The sequence below is a fragment of the Pseudomonas sp. Mn2068 genome (assembly GCF_049319725.1).
Taxonomy (GTDB): domain Bacteria; phylum Pseudomonadota; class Gammaproteobacteria; order Pseudomonadales; family Pseudomonadaceae; genus Aquipseudomonas; species Aquipseudomonas gingeri.
In genome coordinates this window covers 126,916-142,974 of sequence record NZ_JBMOUG010000003.1, presented here as the reverse complement: position 1 = coordinate 142,974, position 16,059 = coordinate 126,916, and the positions used below count along the sequence as shown (strand labels likewise).

9 protein-coding genes are annotated in these 16,059 nt (G+C 59.7%); 7 read left to right on the top strand and 2 right to left on the bottom strand.

What is annotated here, in order from left to right; genetic code table 11:
* From ACL9RJ_RS08665 to ACL9RJ_RS08655, 3 genes are all read left to right on the top strand, one after another.
* Positions 1 to 999, top strand: coding sequence for an NAD-dependent epimerase/dehydratase family protein (locus ACL9RJ_RS08665; protein ID WP_017125970.1), 999 nt, complete (start codon positions 1 to 3; stop codon positions 997 to 999).
* A 115-nt stretch (positions 1,000 to 1,114) separates the two neighbouring features.
* Positions 1,115 to 1,954, top strand: coding sequence for an ATPase (locus tag ACL9RJ_RS08660; RefSeq protein ID WP_177085749.1), 840 nt, complete (start codon positions 1,115 to 1,117; stop codon positions 1,952 to 1,954).
* A 678-nt stretch (positions 1,955 to 2,632) separates the two neighbouring features.
* Complete coding sequence (locus ACL9RJ_RS08655; RefSeq protein WP_042935273.1) at positions 2,633 to 2,995, top strand: hypothetical protein; 363 nt, start codon at positions 2,633 to 2,635, stop codon at positions 2,993 to 2,995.
* 402 nt (positions 2,996 to 3,397) lie between these two features.
* Here the strand turns inward: ACL9RJ_RS08655 and ACL9RJ_RS08650 are convergent, their stop codons facing one another.
* Entirely contained in the window at positions 3,398 to 4,510 is a 1,113-nt protein-coding gene (locus tag ACL9RJ_RS08650; protein ID WP_177066445.1) for an enoyl-CoA hydratase/isomerase family protein, read from the bottom strand.
* 134 nt (positions 4,511 to 4,644) lie between these two features.
* Between ACL9RJ_RS08650 and ung the strand changes: the two genes are divergently transcribed.
* The 4 genes from ung to ACL9RJ_RS08630 all read left to right on the top strand — a co-directional run bounded on the left by ung (position 4,645) and on the right by ACL9RJ_RS08630 (position 12,498).
* Positions 4,645 to 5,337 carry a uracil-DNA glycosylase gene (gene ung / locus ACL9RJ_RS08645; RefSeq protein ID WP_017125966.1) on the top strand — a complete coding sequence of 231 codons (693 nt, stop codon included), beginning with the start codon at positions 4,645 to 4,647 and terminating at the stop codon, positions 5,335 to 5,337.
* 265 nt (positions 5,338 to 5,602) lie between these two features.
* The gene (locus tag ACL9RJ_RS08640) at positions 5,603 to 7,567 is read left to right on the top strand and encodes a hypothetical protein (RefSeq protein ID WP_017125965.1); all 1,965 of its coding nucleotides are present in this window, start codon (positions 5,603 to 5,605) and stop codon (positions 7,565 to 7,567) included.
* A gap of 465 nt (positions 7,568 to 8,032) precedes the next feature.
* Positions 8,033 to 9,952 (top strand): hypothetical protein, encoded by a 1,920-nt coding sequence (locus ACL9RJ_RS08635; protein WP_017125964.1) that lies wholly within the window; start codon positions 8,033 to 8,035, stop codon positions 9,950 to 9,952.
* 275 nt (positions 9,953 to 10,227) lie between these two features.
* A complete protein-coding gene (locus ACL9RJ_RS08630) occupies positions 10,228 to 12,498 on the top strand; it encodes an autotransporter outer membrane beta-barrel domain-containing protein (RefSeq protein WP_422765141.1) in 2,271 nt (756 codons plus the stop codon).
* A gap of 78 nt (positions 12,499 to 12,576) precedes the next feature.
* Here the strand turns inward: ACL9RJ_RS08630 and ACL9RJ_RS08625 are convergent, their stop codons facing one another.
* The gene (locus ACL9RJ_RS08625; RefSeq protein WP_422765140.1) at positions 12,577 to 15,975 is read right to left on the bottom strand and encodes a hypothetical protein; all 3,399 of its coding nucleotides are present in this window, start codon (positions 15,973 to 15,975) and stop codon (positions 12,577 to 12,579) included.
* Between the last annotated feature and the right edge of the window lie 84 nt (positions 15,976 to 16,059).

The window sequence follows — 16,059 nt, the reverse complement described above, 5'->3', positions numbered from 1 at the left end:
ATGAAAATTCTGGTCACTGGCGCAAGCGGCTTTATCGGCGGACGCTTCGCGCGTTGCGCCCTGGAGCAGGGCTATGACGTGCGGGTCAATGGCCGCCGGGCCGAGAGCGTCGAGCATCTGGTACGCCGTGGCGCCGAGTTTATCCAGGGCGACCTCGGCGACCCGCAACTGGTGCGCGACCTGTGCCGCGATGTCGAGGTCGTGGTGCATTGCGCCGGTGCCGTCGGCCTGTGGGGGCGCTACCAGGATTTTCACCAGGGCAATGTGCTGGTCACCGAAAACGTCGTCGAGGCCTGCCTCAAGGAGCAGGTGCGACGCCTGGTCCACCTGTCCTCGCCTTCGGTCTACTTCGACGGCCGCTCGCACCTGGAACTGACCGAGGAACAGGTGCCCAAGCGCTTCCGGCATCCCTATGCGGCGACCAAGTTCCTCGCCGAGCAGAAGGTCTTCGGCGCGCAGGAGTTCGGCCTGGAGACCCTCGCCCTGCGTCCGCGCTTTGTCACCGGGGCCGGCGACATGAGCATCTTCCCGCGCCTGCTGAAGATGCAGCGCAAGGGCCGCCTGGCAATTGTCGGCAACGGCCTGAACAAGGTCGACTTCACCAGTGTGCAGAACCTCAACGACGCCCTGTTGAGCTGCCTGCAAGCCAGTGGCTCGGCCCTGGGCAAGGTCTACAACATCAGCAACGGTACGCCGGTGCCGCTGTGGGACGTGGTGAACTACGTGATGCGCCGGATGCAGGTGCCGCAGGTCACGCGCTATCGCTCCTATGGCCTGGCCTACAGCGTCGCGGCGCTGAACGAAGCGGCCTGTGCGCTGTGGCCGGGACGCCCGGAGCCGACCCTGTCGCGACTCGGGATGCAGGTGATGAACAAAGATTTCACCTTGGACATCAGCCGGGCACGGCATTATCTGGGGTACGAGCCCAAGGTCAGCCTGTGGGCGGCACTGGATGAGTTCTGCCACTGGTGGCAGGCCCAGGAACCGGCTGCCCGGTGAAACATTCAGTGACCAGGACTGAACCGAGTGCCGGGTTCAGAGTCGATCAGAGCGGCGGGTAACGGGTTTATACTCGGCGCATTTCGCCATCAATGTGGTCCGCAAAGGTTCTTTCATGCGCAACGATGCCAACGACGATTTCGATGATGTACCGAGCCTGCGTGCCGACGTGGGCGATGACGATGACTTCCCGGTGACCCCGGCTGCCCGCGAGCGCACCAAGGTGGCGTCGCGCAGCACCCCGGTGGTCAAGGTCAAGGGGCCGAGTACCGGTCCGTTGTGGGCGCTGGTGGGGGCGTTGTTCTTTGCCTTTGCCGGGCTGGCCTGGTGGAGCTTCCAGCAGATCTCGCTGATGGAGCAGCAACTGGTTGCCACCCAGGAGAGTTTTGCGCGCATCAGCGAGGACGCGGCCGGGCGCCTGCAGGCGATTTCCGGCAAGGTGGTGGCGACTGAGTCCAACGTCAACAGCGACAGTGAGGCGTTGAAGTTGCAGGTCAAGCAGTTGGAGGGCAAGTTGCTGGAGCAGGGCAAGCAACAGCAGGGCGTCGCCGGCCAGCAGACCGGGCTGGAGCAGCGCCTGCAGCAGATGACCGCGCAGACCAGCGACCTGCAGAGTGCCAATGGCCAGTTGCAGGCCCAGGTCAAGAGCCTGGTGGCGGACCTGGCGACGCTGAAGGCGGCCCAGGCGGATGCCGGCAAGCTCGATGCCGAGGTCAGGAGCCACGCCGCCGATATCGCCGCGCTGAAGAAGCAGGGCAATCCGAGCGCGGCCGTGGAGCGCCTGGAGCAGGACATGATCGTGCTCAAGAGCGAGCAGGACAATCGCCAGGCCGCCGCCGGACAGGGCGCCAGCACGGCGGAGTTCGATGCCTTCCGTGGTCAGGTCACGCGCAATATCAACACGCTGCAAAGCCAGATCCAGAACCTGCAGCAGCAGCTCAATGCGCGGCCCTGATGGCCAGCGCCTCACGGTTGGCTCGGCCCTTTGATTGATCGTTCCCACGCTCTGCGTGGGCATGCAGCCCTGACGCTCCGCGTCACCTGCAGAGCGGACGCGGAGCGTCCAGTGAGGCCTTCCCACGCTGGAGCGTGGGAACGATCATCTTGCAGTGTGCTCAAGGCCTTATCGCCAGCAAGCCGGCTCCTACAGTGGATCGGGGGCGGTGCGGAAAAGCAGGTTTTGATCGTTCCCACGCTCTGCGTGGGAATGCAGCCCTTGACGCTCCGCGTCACTTGCAGAGCGGACGCGGAGCGTCCAGTGAGGCCTTCCCACGCTGGAACGTGGGAGCGATCATCTTGCAGTGTGCTCAAGGCCCTATCGCCAGCAAGCCGGCTCCTACAGTGGATCGGGGGCGGTACGGAAAAGCAGGTTTTGATCGTTCCCACGCTCTGCGTGGGCATGCAGCCCCTGACGCTCCGCGTCACCTGCAGAGCGGACGCGGAGCGTCCGGTGAGGCATTCCCACGCTGGAGCGTGGGAACGATCAGAAGGGTGTAGAAAAGCATGTTTCCAAATATTGCCGAATGGCACTTCATGAGGGTTTTACAGTCTTAAAGAGTGTGCGTGGACCTGTTTGTCCACGCATGCCGACCAGCGTCGCTGGTGTGGCTTCTTCGCGGTCCAGGAGGCCGCCATGTACCCTCGACTTCTTCTCACGGCAAGCCTGGCTTTGACGCTTTCTGCATGTGTGCCTTACTACGACGGTGGTGCCGACTACTACCGTTCCGAGGTCTACACGGCACCCGCACCGGTCTATTACGGCGGCGGTTCGTACTACCGTCGAGACTACTACGCACCGCAACCGCGCTACTACGCGCCACAGCCCCGCTACTATGCCGCGCCGCGTTACTACGCCCCGGCGCCACGGGGCTATTCGAACGGCTACCCGAACCGTGGTTGGGGCCAGCCTTACCGGCAAGGCTGGGGCGAGCATGGTGGCAATGGTGGTCATGGCAACAACGGTGGCCACGGGCACGGTGGAGGTCGTGGGCACTAGGGTTGAAGAGGGCACCCAGAAGCTTCGTTGGCAAGCCAGCTCCCACAGGGTTCGTGCCGTAGCGCAGCACTATGTCTGACGCAAACCCTGTGGGAGTGGGCTTGCCCACGAAGAGGCCCGTGAAGCTTGCATCGTCCTTACAGCCGCCTTCGCTGGCAAGCCAGCTCCCACAGGGTTCGTGCCGTAGCGCAGCACTGTGTCCGACGCAAACTCTGTGGGAGTGGGCTTGCCCACGAAGAGGCCCGTGAAGCTTGCATCGCCCTTGCAGCCGCCTTCGCTGGCAAGCCAGCTCCCACAGGGTTCGTGCCGTAGCGCAGCACTGTGTCTGACGCAAACCCTGCGGGAGTGGGCTTGCCCACGAAGAGGCCGGCAAGGCTCATCGAAGACCCGGATCCGTGTACTTCAGTAATTGGACAGGTCCGCCAGCGGGTGCCGGCCTTCCCAGGCCTTGTGGAAGTGCGCCTCGACCACCGCCCGCGGCACCGCCGTGACATCCGGCCAGTGCCAGCGCGGTTGCTGGTCCTTGTCGATCAGGCGGGCGCGCACGCCTTCGCTGAACTCCGGGTGACGGCAGCAGTTCAGGCTCAAGGCATATTCCATCTGGAACACTTGGGCCAGCGACAGGTGCCGCGCCCGGCTGATCTGCTCCCACACCAGGTGAGCCGTCAGCGGACAGCCGTCCTTGAGGTTCTTCGCCGCCCGGGCCAGGAGGTCGTCGGGGTCCTCGGTGCGCTGGGCCAGCATCCGCCAGGCACAGGCCACGTCACCGACGTCCAGCAGCGCATCGATGGTTTCCCGGCGTGGCAGCCACTGCGCCGGCGGACGCTGCTCGCGTGCCTGGTGCTCCAGGGCCTTGAGCAGGCTGTTGAGTTGCACCGCCGTCTGTTCCTGCCAGTTGAGCCGCAGCAGGCCATCGATCAATTCGTCCTGCTGGTCGTCGCGCAACATCCGGTCGGCCAGGCCGAGGTCAAGCGCATCGCGGGCATTCATCCGCGCGCCGGTCAAACCGAGGAACAGCCCCAGCTTGCCGGGCAGGCGCGAGAGGAACCAGCTACCGCCGACATCCGGGTACAGGCCGATGCCGATTTCCGGCATCGCCAACTGGCTGCCGGGCGTGACGATGCGGATGCTGGCGGCCTGCAGCAAGCCCAGGCCACCGCCCAGCACATAGCCGTGGCCCCAGCAGATCAGCGGTTTGGGATAGGTGTGCAGGTGGTAATCAAGGCGGTATTCCGCGGCGAAAAATGCTGCCGCCAGCGGCGGAACCTCACCCGGTCGGGCGCGGCATTCCTGGGCCAGGCTACGCACCTCGCCGCCGGCGCAAAAGGCCTTGGCCCCGTTGCCGCGCAACAGTACGCAAGCGATCTGTGGATCCTTGGCCCAGGCCTCGAGCCGCTCATGAAGGGCCGTGATCATCGGCAGCGAAAGGGCGTTGAGCGTGTGTTCGGCATCCAGGCTGGCGACGCCGATTCGTGCGCCATCCGTGCCGATGAGTTCTTCGAAGTGCAGATTCATCGCGACCTCAAACTGCGGGTTGAATGCTCAGTATGATCCCTGTGTGGGAAACTGCCGGGAATGCGTCGGATCAATTGACAAGCGTGGTCGGCTTTCCTAGTGTCCGCCCCATTGCTCATTCAGGACAGGATCTCATGACCGACGACGACCGCATCAAACTCGAACCGAGCTGGAAACACGCCCTGCGTGACGAGTTCGACAAGCCCTACATGGCCGAGTTGCGCGAGTTCCTGCGCCAGGAACATGCCGCCGGCAAGCAGATCTACCCGCCGGGCCCGCTGATCTTCAATGCATTGAACAGCACCCCGCTGGACCAGGTGAAAGTGGTGATCCTTGGCCAGGACCCGTACCACGGCCCGGGCCAGGCCCACGGCCTGTGCTTCTCGGTGCAACCGGGCGTGCCGGCGCCGCCGTCGCTGGTGAATATCTACAAGGAATTGCAGCGCGACCTGAACATCGACGTTCCCAACCACGGCTACCTGCAAAGCTGGGCCGAGCAGGGCGTGCTGTTGCTCAACACCACCATGACCGTGGAGCGGGGCAATGCCGCTTCCCATGCCAACCGGGGCTGGCAGTTCTTCACCGACCGCATCATCGAAGTGGTCAGCGAGCGCCAGGACAAACTGGTGTTCCTGTTGTGGGGCGCCCATGCCCAGGGCAAGCAGAAACTGATCGACGCCACCAAGCACCTGGTGCTCAAGTCGGTGCATCCGTCGCCCCTTTCGGCCTATCGCGGCTTTATCGGTTGCGGGCATTTCAGCCGGACCAACAAGTTCCTCGAGCAGAACGGCCTGGCGCCGATCGAGTGGACCCTGCCGCCGCTGTAAGCCCCGCCGCAACCACCCTTGTGTAGGAGCTGGCTTGTCAGCGAAGAGGCCCTCGAGGCCTCCAGAAAACTCCCAGGAAGTCCCCCGATCAGCCACCCCCGGTGCCTGCACTTTTCAGACGTAAGGCCCCGCGACCTGTCATTTCTGACAGTATCCGCCCCGGGCCTTTGCGCATTAAATGTTCTCCACGGCCTTGTCGGTTGGTCATGTGCCAACCCGGTGGTCAACGGCCGCTTCGTTGATCAACCCATCAAGGAGCACGGACATGTCCAAGCCCACCCTACCGCCAGCGGCAGGCATTGCCACACAGAGCATCTTGAACCTGGAGGCCTTGCAAGTTCCCGATGCCTTACCCATGGAAGCTGACGATTACGGCTATCAGATTCCACGGGATGCTCAATTACAAGACTTGAAAGTTGTTATCGAGAAGGTCTGGGACAACTATGAGGGAGGTGAAGATGGAGATATGACCTATGTCGACATCTACTTCGATTACATCCCCGGAATCTCACCAGCGACAACGGTATCATTGAGGTGGCCGTTCGATCCTGCCTTGATCTTTCCTCTTTCTGCCTCTATTCCGCAGAGCTATCTCGCGTCGCCTGGGCGCCACGAGCTTTCCTATATCGTGACATTGGACGGTAACCCTTCTCCCCCCTCGGAACCGATCGTCATCGATATCGACACGTCGGCTCCCAACGGGGGCGCCGCCTGGACCAGGTTGCAGTTCCCGGTGGACACCATTGATGAGTCTTACTTGAATGACCCCGGCAACAATGATCAGGTGATTGCCATGATCGAGCCCTGGGACGATATCAAACTCAAGGATGTGGCGAGCGGTCATTGGGAGGCTTTGAACGATCCCGACACGGACGCCGTGAATGAGGTGATCATCGAGCCACGTCACCTGAAAGAGGACCCCGACCCTATAGAACTGGTGTTCACAGGCGATGATATTCGAGACAAGGGCGAAGGCGAATTCTTCCCCTACTACATCCTGAACGACAAAGTCGGCAATGTGGGCGACAAGTCGCGACGGATCAGCATCGTGGTCGACCTCGCTCCGGCTCCTGTCACACTACTCCCACCCAAGGTGCCCCAGGCTGACGATGGTCTGGTCGATCTTGAGGATGCTCGCGCACCGGGCGGGGTACTGATGCTGGTCGATGAGATCATCGGAAGTGCCCCCGGCGATATTCTGAATTTCTACTGGAATCTCCAGCACCTGGACGAGCACGAGGTCGTTGAGTTCCAATCCTGGCCCATTCCTGTTCCCGTGAGCTGGGCTGCCCTGATTACCGGCGGTACCCAACAGGCACGCCAGACGGTTCGGGTCCACTACACCTGGGGACGGGGGAACATCGGGCCCAGGCCATCTATCCCCAAGTTCGTATCTGTCGACCTTACCGTCGCCGGACCGGTCAAGCCCACGGATCCCGATCCGATCAATCGATCTCTGCCCCAGGTCACGGTCAAGGGGGTGACGGGAGACAACGTATTGACTGTCGCCGACCGAGACCAGGACGCCCGAGTGGTAGTGCCGCTGTATGCCGACCCTGAACCGGGAGAGGTGCTGGAACTGATCTGGGACAATCTCCCGACACCCGTGGATATACATACGGTCCTTTCCGGCGAGAGCGAAGGCGACGAGATCGAAATGTTCGTGCCCTGGTCGTTCATCTCGCCCGTGGGGGATCGCCAGGTGCCGATCTATTACTGGACTTTCAATGGCGTTAATCGCCAGCGGGCAGAGGCTACCTCGGTCCGTGTCGAACTTGCGCCGATAGCGGGATTGAAAGCGCCTGTCTTTCCAGACGTAACCTCTGGCCCAGGACCCGGTGCGAACTTTATCAACTGTAACCTCAAGCCTTGGTTGGGAGTGAGTGTGGATATCCCCGGTGACTCGCAGAAACTGGATGAAAACGACGAAGTCCTTCTGCATTGGACGGCCTATGCGAGCCCCAACTGGCAAGCGGGTACCGAGATGCCGGAGGCCGGTGATGTCTTTCCCCATCGGCTCACTGCGGAGGAGGCGATCAACGGCTACAGGTTTACGGTGGTGTTCGATCCTTATGTCAAGGAGCCAGGTTTGATCAAGCCAAACAACGGTTCCGCCATGGCGTTCTATACCGTGCACAAGGCCACCGGCGGTGAGGGCCGTTCGGCGGAAAAACGGGTCTATGTGAGCGTGCTCAGGCCGAATAGTCCGCCTTGCCTTGGGGACGATTGATCAAAAAGACCTGGGCAAATTGTTCGCGACAGCGCAATCAGTCTCGAACGATTTGCCCGGGAGGCAAGTGATAGGTTTTGAGCCGTCTATTAAAAGTTTCCATCCTGGATGGACGTTTCAATCCTGCCGGTCTGAAAAGATGAAGAGGCAATTTTCTCTTAGTCTTTTTCGAAATTTCAGTCGTTTATTTAAGTAGTAAATGGGCTGAATGAGGGCGTTCCAGAGCCTTTTCATCTCGCGTATTCAACGGCGAGCGCAGATGCACATTTTTCACCCTCGCACACCTGTCAGTTCTGACAGGTGTGCGAGGGTGAAAAAGCCGGTTTAATTCTCCCTACTCGAAGGCGCCGTCGCTGAATGGCGTGAGTGTTCGAATGTCCAGCGGCCATCGAAGACAACCCCAAGGCAGTTTCGAACGCTCCTCAAGCTAGTGCCAACACCGTTGGCGCTATGGAGTATGCGGACATGTCAACTTGCAAGTATCTGGAGAGAAAAGAGCTGCGCGAACTGCGCCAAAAGTCAGACCGCACCGCTGCACAGCAGCCCCGCACCTTGTTAGCCGAACCGGTCGGTGCGAACCTTCTGCCTGAGGTCGCTGGCGACGACCAAGGCAAGATCCTGGGGCGTAACGCGGCGGCGACGGGACTTGAACTTGAGATTGAACAATGGCCTGACGAAACCGCCGATCCCACGGATTTTAATATCCTGAAGATTTTTGTCGATAACAATGAAATCAGGGACCTGGAAGTGCACTACCCCCAGGGAGGCGTCCCCAGCCCTGTAGAACTGGCTGTCCCTGTCCTGTACCTTGGTGCGCACGGGTTGAAAGAGGTGCGTTATGAAGTCTCGACCGATTGGGATCGGAACCCAAGGGACTCGGCGACGTTGACGTTCTTTTACGATACCCGCGACCCGAACCTGGGTAACCAGCCCGAAGCCGTCAGACTCGATGCCGACCTGATTGCCAACAACAAACAGGTGACCCCCGACTACCTGAGCAGCCATAACGACGAAGTAGTGATGGAAGTCGACGATCCCGTTGATCGGCGACCAGGTGATACCTATGCCTTTTACTGGGGCTCGGGGCTGAGTACGCCCACCCTTCAGGGAACGCTACCCGCTGGCCCTATCCAGTTCCGCATGCCTGCAAGCCTGATCGGTCCCATGGGGCAGGGGCCTAAAATACTCCAGTACACGTTCACCGATCGGGCTGGCAATCGAAGCCCGTACTCTACCCCCGAAACCGTCTATGTGTTGCTCAGTGACCCACCTGGCGGTCTGCTCGCCCCCGAGGTGCCGGCGGCACCTATTGACCGGGAGGAAGCACGCATGGGGGTATTGGTCAATGTGTTGGCTTATGACAATCCACAAGGTGGAGATGAAATTCTCCTGTATTGGCACGGGACCTATGTGGACACCAGGCGCGTGCCCGCCATTCCAGCATTCCCCATTGCTTTTACCGTGGATTACGACGTGATTGCGTCTCACGGCACCTTGTTGCCTTACGTCGCGAATGTTGAATATTTTGTTCGTCGCGGTTCGGACATCGGATCCCCTGTCAACCCTGTCACTGTCAATCTGGTGGTACCGGGCGACCCTCTGGACCCTGACAACCCTGGTCCTGAAGATCCCTTGCTGCCGCTGCCGGAGCTCGAGAGTTTTACGCAAGAAATAAACAAGATAGTGCCAATAGACAGTGGCGAAAATGCCACGATAAGAATCGAGCTACCCAATAATCTGGTGCAAGGTGACCTGATCGAAATATTCTATGGCCCAGGCAACGGTGAGTTTGTTGCCGATTACCCGGTGACAGGCCTTGAAGGCCCCGGTTTCATTATTGTGCGTACGTTGCCATGGAATCCGATCATCCGTGATGTAGGTAATGGCAAGATTCCACTCTGGTACAGAATCACCGATGCGAACAATTATAAAGTTTCGAAAAAACAGACGGTAGATGTATCGGTGAACAACTTCACCATTACTGATCCCGCTACATTCACCCGTGTCGATCCGGCAGATGGTCGTATCAGGTGCGCACAAAGTCCGTGGTTGGGGATTCCGGTCAGAATCTTTGCACCTACAAGCCTGGCACCAGACGACGAAATCGAACTGCATGCATCAGGTTTCGACTTTGCCTTCAATACGGAACTGTCGGGGCCTCCACCGCAGATTATCCCGCACAAGGTTATTCAGAATGATGTCACCCAAGGAATCTCGCTGACGCTGGACTGGAGATACTTCGTCCTGAGTGACTATCGTTGCGGTATCGAGATTTTCTGGACAATCAAGAAAGCAATCGGTGGCGGCGGTGGGTCTTCTCCAACCACCCGTGTTCAGGTGACGGTCAACCAGGCGGGTGCGACTTGTGATCCGACTCAACCCTGAATTTTTCTATTAACCGTGAAGAAAGATCGGGGAGCTTTGCTCTCCGGTCTTTCATGAAGTAATCCAATCTCGTTCGTATATCTCAGATTTTTTCTTACCGAATATCTGAAACAAGCACTTCTTTTTTATGGGAATAATATTCCCCTTATGAAGGAAAAATCCTACATATCAAAAGGAGTTGCGTCCGTAGTCTCTGCGTCCTGAGAAAACGGAAGGCGTGCTGTTCGATACGCATTTCCGGGTTCGAACAGGTATTCCTTCAGAGAGTGATGCAGATGTTTAATAGCAAAGTACTGAGTGTTCAATATTCGAAGTTATCGGCGGCCGTGAAAGTGGCGGCCTTGGCTCCCCTGTGGCTGTTGAGCGAGCAGGCGCTGGCGGCTGTGGTCACAGTGGATAACCGGACGCAAAACGTCACGACGTCGAATTCGAATCAATACCGGGTGGTCAATGGCGGTACGCTGAACGTCGACGGTGCCACTGTCCGTGATATCGACGCCACCGGCTCCACCGTCAACCTGACCAATGCCAATGCAACAGCATTGGGCAACACTGTTGCCGTGCGCCTTAGCAACAGTCAGGGAACTATTTCCGGGGCCAATATCACCAGCGCCCAGAACGATGGGTTGCAGTTGGTGCGCGCTCCGGCCACGACCACGGGCTCGACGGCGACAGTGAGCAACAGCCGTATCAGCGGCCTCAATAGCGGCGTGCATATCACCGCCTTCAGCGTACTGGACCTGATCGGCTCGACCGTCACCGCTACCAGTGCGACCGGCCAGGGTATCAATCTGCTGGGTGGGCACGTCAATGCCAGCGGTAGCACTATCACCGGAGGTGCCAACGGTGTTCGTCTGCTTCGCGAGGGGACGGCCGCCGATCAGGAGCCTCACCTGTCACTGGATAACACCCATGTCGTGGGTTTGAGTGGCGCAGCCCTGCTGGTCGATCGTAATGCGGTCGCCGAGATCGATGTCAACAATGGTTCCACCCTGACCGGCGGCAACGGCAACATGCTGGAACTGGTCGGTGGCGGTTCGGCCAACATGCGCGTCAGCAACAGCGCCCTGACCGGCAATATCCAGGTCGGCAACGCCAGCACCCTGGACCTGAGCCTGGACGGCGCTGCCATGACCGGCGATGTGGTCAAGGACGCTGGCGGTGTCGCCCACGTGGCCCTGAACAACGGTTCGATCCTCACCGGCCGCCTGGACAACGTCGACAGCCTGGCGCTCAACAGCGACGCCACCTGGGTGATGACCGACCACCAGAGCATCGGTGACCTGAACATGGCCGGTGGTAACGTCAAGTTCGGCGACCCGGGTGCGTTCTACCAGCTGGACGTGGAAAACCTCGCGGGCAACGGCACCTTTATCATGACCGCCGACTTCGCCCATCTGCAGGGGGATTTCCTCAACGTCACCGGTGCTTCCGAGGGCGAGCACAAACTGTTGATCAGCAGCAGCGGTGCCGACCCGCTGTCCGAGGACCGCTTGCACGTAGTGCGCACCGCCGATGGTGGCGCGACCTTCAGCCTGCTGGGCGACCGTGTGGACGTCGGGACCTACTCCTACAGCCTGATCGCCGATGACGATGGCAAGGACTGGCACCTGGATCCGTCCACCAAGGTCATCAGTCCGGGCACCCGTTCGGTACTGGCCCTGGCCAACGTCGCGCCGACCGTGATGTACGGCGAACTGACTTCCCTGCGTTCGCGCATGGGTGAACTGCGCTTCAACGGCGGCCAGAGCGGCGGCTGGATGCGCACCTACGGTAATAAGCACAAGGTCGATGCCGGCAAGGGTGTCGCCTACGACCAGAACCAGCAGGGCCTGGCCCTCGGTGCCGACGGGCGCCTGCCGGTCGGTGACGGGCAATGGCTGGCCGGTGTGATGGCTGGCTACAGCAAGTCCGACCTGAACCTGGGGCGTGGTACCAACGGCACCGTGCACAGCACCTATATCGGTGGTTATGCCACCTGGCTGGATGAGCAGAGCGGTTACTACTTCGACGGCGTGGCCAAGCTCAACAGCTTCCACAACAAGTCTTCGGTGGCGCTCAGCGACGGCAAGACGGCCAAGGGCAACCACAAGAACATGGGTGTGGGTGTTTCCGGTGAGTTCGGTCGTCACATCAAGCTGGACAACGACTACTTTGTCGAGCCGGCGGTACAGCTCTCGGCCATGGCCGTGGGGGCCAAGGACTACAAGCTGGACAACGGCCTGAAGGCGGAAACCGGTCGCACCCTGTCGTTGCTCGGCAAGGTCGGCGTGACCGGCGGCCGCAACTTCGACATCGGCGACGGTCGTGTGGCCCAGCCTTACCTGCGCACCGCGTTCGTGCAGGAGTTCGCCAAGAACAACAAGGTGCAGGTCAACGACAACAGCTTCCACAACGACCTGTCGGGTTCGCGGGTGGAACTGGGTACCGGTGTCGCGGTGTCGTTGAACGAGAAGTGGCAAGTACATGCCGACCTGGACTTCAGTAAAGGCGAGAAAATCGACCAGCCCTGGGGCGCCAATGTCGGGATTCGCTATAGCTGGTAAGCGCTCCGTGTAAACAAAAAGAGGAAGCCTTGGCTTCCTCTTTTTGTTGGTGTGGTTTTCAGGTAGGTTTCGGTGCAATTAGCCCCACAAGGTAAAGAAGTCCAGGAGGGTATAATCATTGTTGCTGGTCACTTCGATGTAGGCAATGGGTCCATTAATCGAAGGCGCAGAGTAGTCAACCCAGTGGTGGCGAACTTGAGTTCCCCCGTCACCTCCTGCGAAGTCACGCTCTGCCAATAGAGCCCCAATTGAATTATAGAAAAAAACCTTCGCAGGAAGATTGAGATACGTAAAGGCAAATCTGACTCTCACATATCCCCGCTTGAACGTCAGACGCAAGCGTTGTACTCCTGAGTTTCCTCGGCTCAAGGCGATCGAATGTCCAGACTGCATATCCGGAACCTGGTTGCCCCTGTAATCAACTATCTCGGACTCCCCTGTTGATCCAGGCCGCAAGAGAATCACCATCAATGAGGTATCGATGCTTTGCCCTGCCGCGATTTTCTGCACGGGCACTGTTTCGAATGTTTCATAGTAAACTTTGATAACCTTGAAGGTACGCGGCGGGGCTGACTCAGGATTGTTGCCATAGAGGCCACGCGCGGTGATGCTGTAGTCCTTGGTTGTCACCGTCAGTGCGGGTGTTGTGGTCCAGACGCCGCTGGCGTTAGCGGTGACCGTACGCATGACGTTGTTGCCGTCGCGAATCTCAACCAGCCCCCCATCGTTGGCTCTACCCGTGAGCGTCACGGTCGTCGTTATCACGTTGGTACCGTTGGCGATGTCGTTGCCGCTGGCATCCTTGATTGAGGTGATTTGCGGAATGATTATCACGGAAGGCAGGTTTTGCACAGTCACTAGACGATACGGAAAAGTCGTGGCGTTGGCCTCTACGCTGCTGTGGTCAAACGTCACCTTGAATGACGTCGATAGTGAACTGGCATGATCCAACCCATTCAGGAAACTGGCAGGTACCGGTATTTCCCCATAACCGGTTCTGACCCACTCCGGTGAAACCGTTACCGCTTCCCACAGGGTATGACTGTGCGCAACGCCCGTCAGCCTCAACCAGACTTTCTGCCCGGCAGCGATCAACGGCCACGAGGGCACGCGCACTTTTATAGCCTTGGTGACATCAAGCGTAGCGCCGGTCACCAGGACATTGTCCGCGTAGAATTCGGGTCTTGGCAGGTCGCCGTCACTGAACGAGTCCACACTGACATGAAGCGTTCTTGAGGGCGTAGTGGCCCCGCCGCGCTCCACGCTGTAGCTCACTTCGCAACCTGCGCCAATGGCCGCCGCGACCGCACTGCTGTGCGCCGTGAAATCAACCTGGCCCGTGGTAAGACCAGGCTTGGGTTCGATATCGGGTGTACCGATACCGGGCTTGCCGATCCAATGCACGGTGATGTTGTCGCTGGCATACATCGGGCTGTATTGAACGCGAATCGTGACCACCGGCGGTGAATCGACATGCAGCGGATTGATGGTTGCGCTATCTGGCCCGGTTATCGTGCTTTCCAGGATATGAGGCACGGGCAGGTCCAATGCACTGCCGACCTTCATGATAAAGGGATGGGAAAAACGAATCCGTTCACCGGCCCGGGCCAGGGTGTAGTACAAGCGCATCGAACGATCCAGATTGGGCAGGATGTACTGGCGTTTGAGGGTGAAGGGCAGGTCCCGGCCGACCCAGGGTGCCGTCACGGGAAAGCTGAAGGGCGGTGCGCTGCCGCCGGGTGCACTGCCCTCGGCGTGGAGGTTGATGATGTCATTTTCGATGATGTCCACGTTCGCCTTGACCAGCACCCTGGCATCGAAGAGCGATACCTCGGGGTCGAAGACCTGATCGGGTGGCGGGGCTTCGTTCACCTCCACCGGTGGCAGCGAAGCCTGCGGTTCGCCCACATCGAGCAGCAGATCCTCGGACGGGATTTTACCCATCGCGTTTTCCACCCAGTAGTACAGCCGCAAGGTTCCGCCTTCGAGCCTGGCGATATCGCCATTGGGGCCATTCTGCAAACGGAAGACGATGTCGCCCTCACCGGCGATATCGTAGAGCTCATCGTAGTAGGACTGGCCATTGGCGAAGGTGCCGTCGAGTACCAGGGTGATCCGGTCGAACGGATCCTGGCCCAGATACTCCTTGATATTGACGATCAGGAAAGCGATATCCGGCGGCAGTACATCGCCGGGTGCTCCTTCGACCGTGGGCGGCGGCAGACCGGTGCCGGCCTGGGTCCCGGTGACATAGACGATCACGCTGCGGGAATTGCGGTCTGGGGCAGACGGGCGAATCCGTATATAGGAAATCTGTACCCGACCCTTGATCAGGGAGCGGATATCGGCGTTGTCCCAGGGGATTCGCGCAGTACGCCCCAGTTCATTGGCCGCGACGGGATGATCGATGTGGCGGACCACGGGCAAGCCCGTCGAAGTCCTGCCGTTGAGTCTCAGGCGGATAGTATCGCCGACAGCAAAATCCGCCCGATGAACCGCCACGACCACGGTAGCGTCAGCCCCATCGAGGGCATCGGCATCGAGCTCATTGTGCTCGTCGGACTCTTCCACATAAGGTTCGTAGAGCAGGGGCTCGGCCTGATCATCGAGGCGTACCTCCAGCAGTTGCGCTGGCGACCAGCCATCGGAATAGTTGCCGACCTCATCGACCACCTCGTACTCGCAAACGTGCTCGCCGCTGCCGATTTTTGCCCAGTCACCGGTATTGATCTGGAGGGTGATCGGCTCCTGGGTTTCGGCTTCACCCTCGGTGACCTTGTGCTCGACGATATAACCACCGATGCTCAGGCGGATGCGATCACGCACGGAGCGATTGATGTCCGTTGCCGGGTTGCTGACCGCCGGGTAGAAGTCGATACGGACGGGAACCGGTGTGCCGATATCGCCCTCGCCGACGCCAAAATCGATCAGGTCCTGGGGAAAGCCCGGCATGGCCAGGTTTTCGTTGTAGTAGGTGCTGGCAACGGGGTTGCGACCGCCGGGGGCGACGGTATCGACCTTGAGGCGGAAAGAATCGGTTTCATCGTCGTTGCCGCTTACGCGGGTGAGATGGAAAAACACCGGATCGGCGGGCCCGTCCGGCAAGCGTGCGCGAGGAATGAAAAGCGAGATTTGCGCGTTGTTGGCGGCTTCGATATCGCTGACGGTATGAAAGGCAACCGGTGTGACGGTGTCGCGGCAGAACAGTTCGATAAAGTCGTTTTCGGCTATGCCACGATAGGGCAGCAGGATGCATTGCAAGCCCTTGTCGCGGTGGGCATCGAGGGCCGCCCGGTTGATGCCGCCGTCGAAGCCGACCACGGGCGCGGTCATATTGGGAATGTAGAGATCGAGCTCGTTGAAGGGCACGGGGGTGATGGGTTCGGGCCGGCTCAGGTCGAAGGTGCGTGCTTGCGATGGAGCGTCGTCTTGCGATGGATCGTGGCTGGGGAGCAGGGGATCAACGTAGTCGTTCATGGTCGGGATCCTGACAAGTAACGGAAAAAGGCGACCCGAAAGCCCGGATGGCGAGTCGTAAAGACCATTCAACGCCCGGAGAGG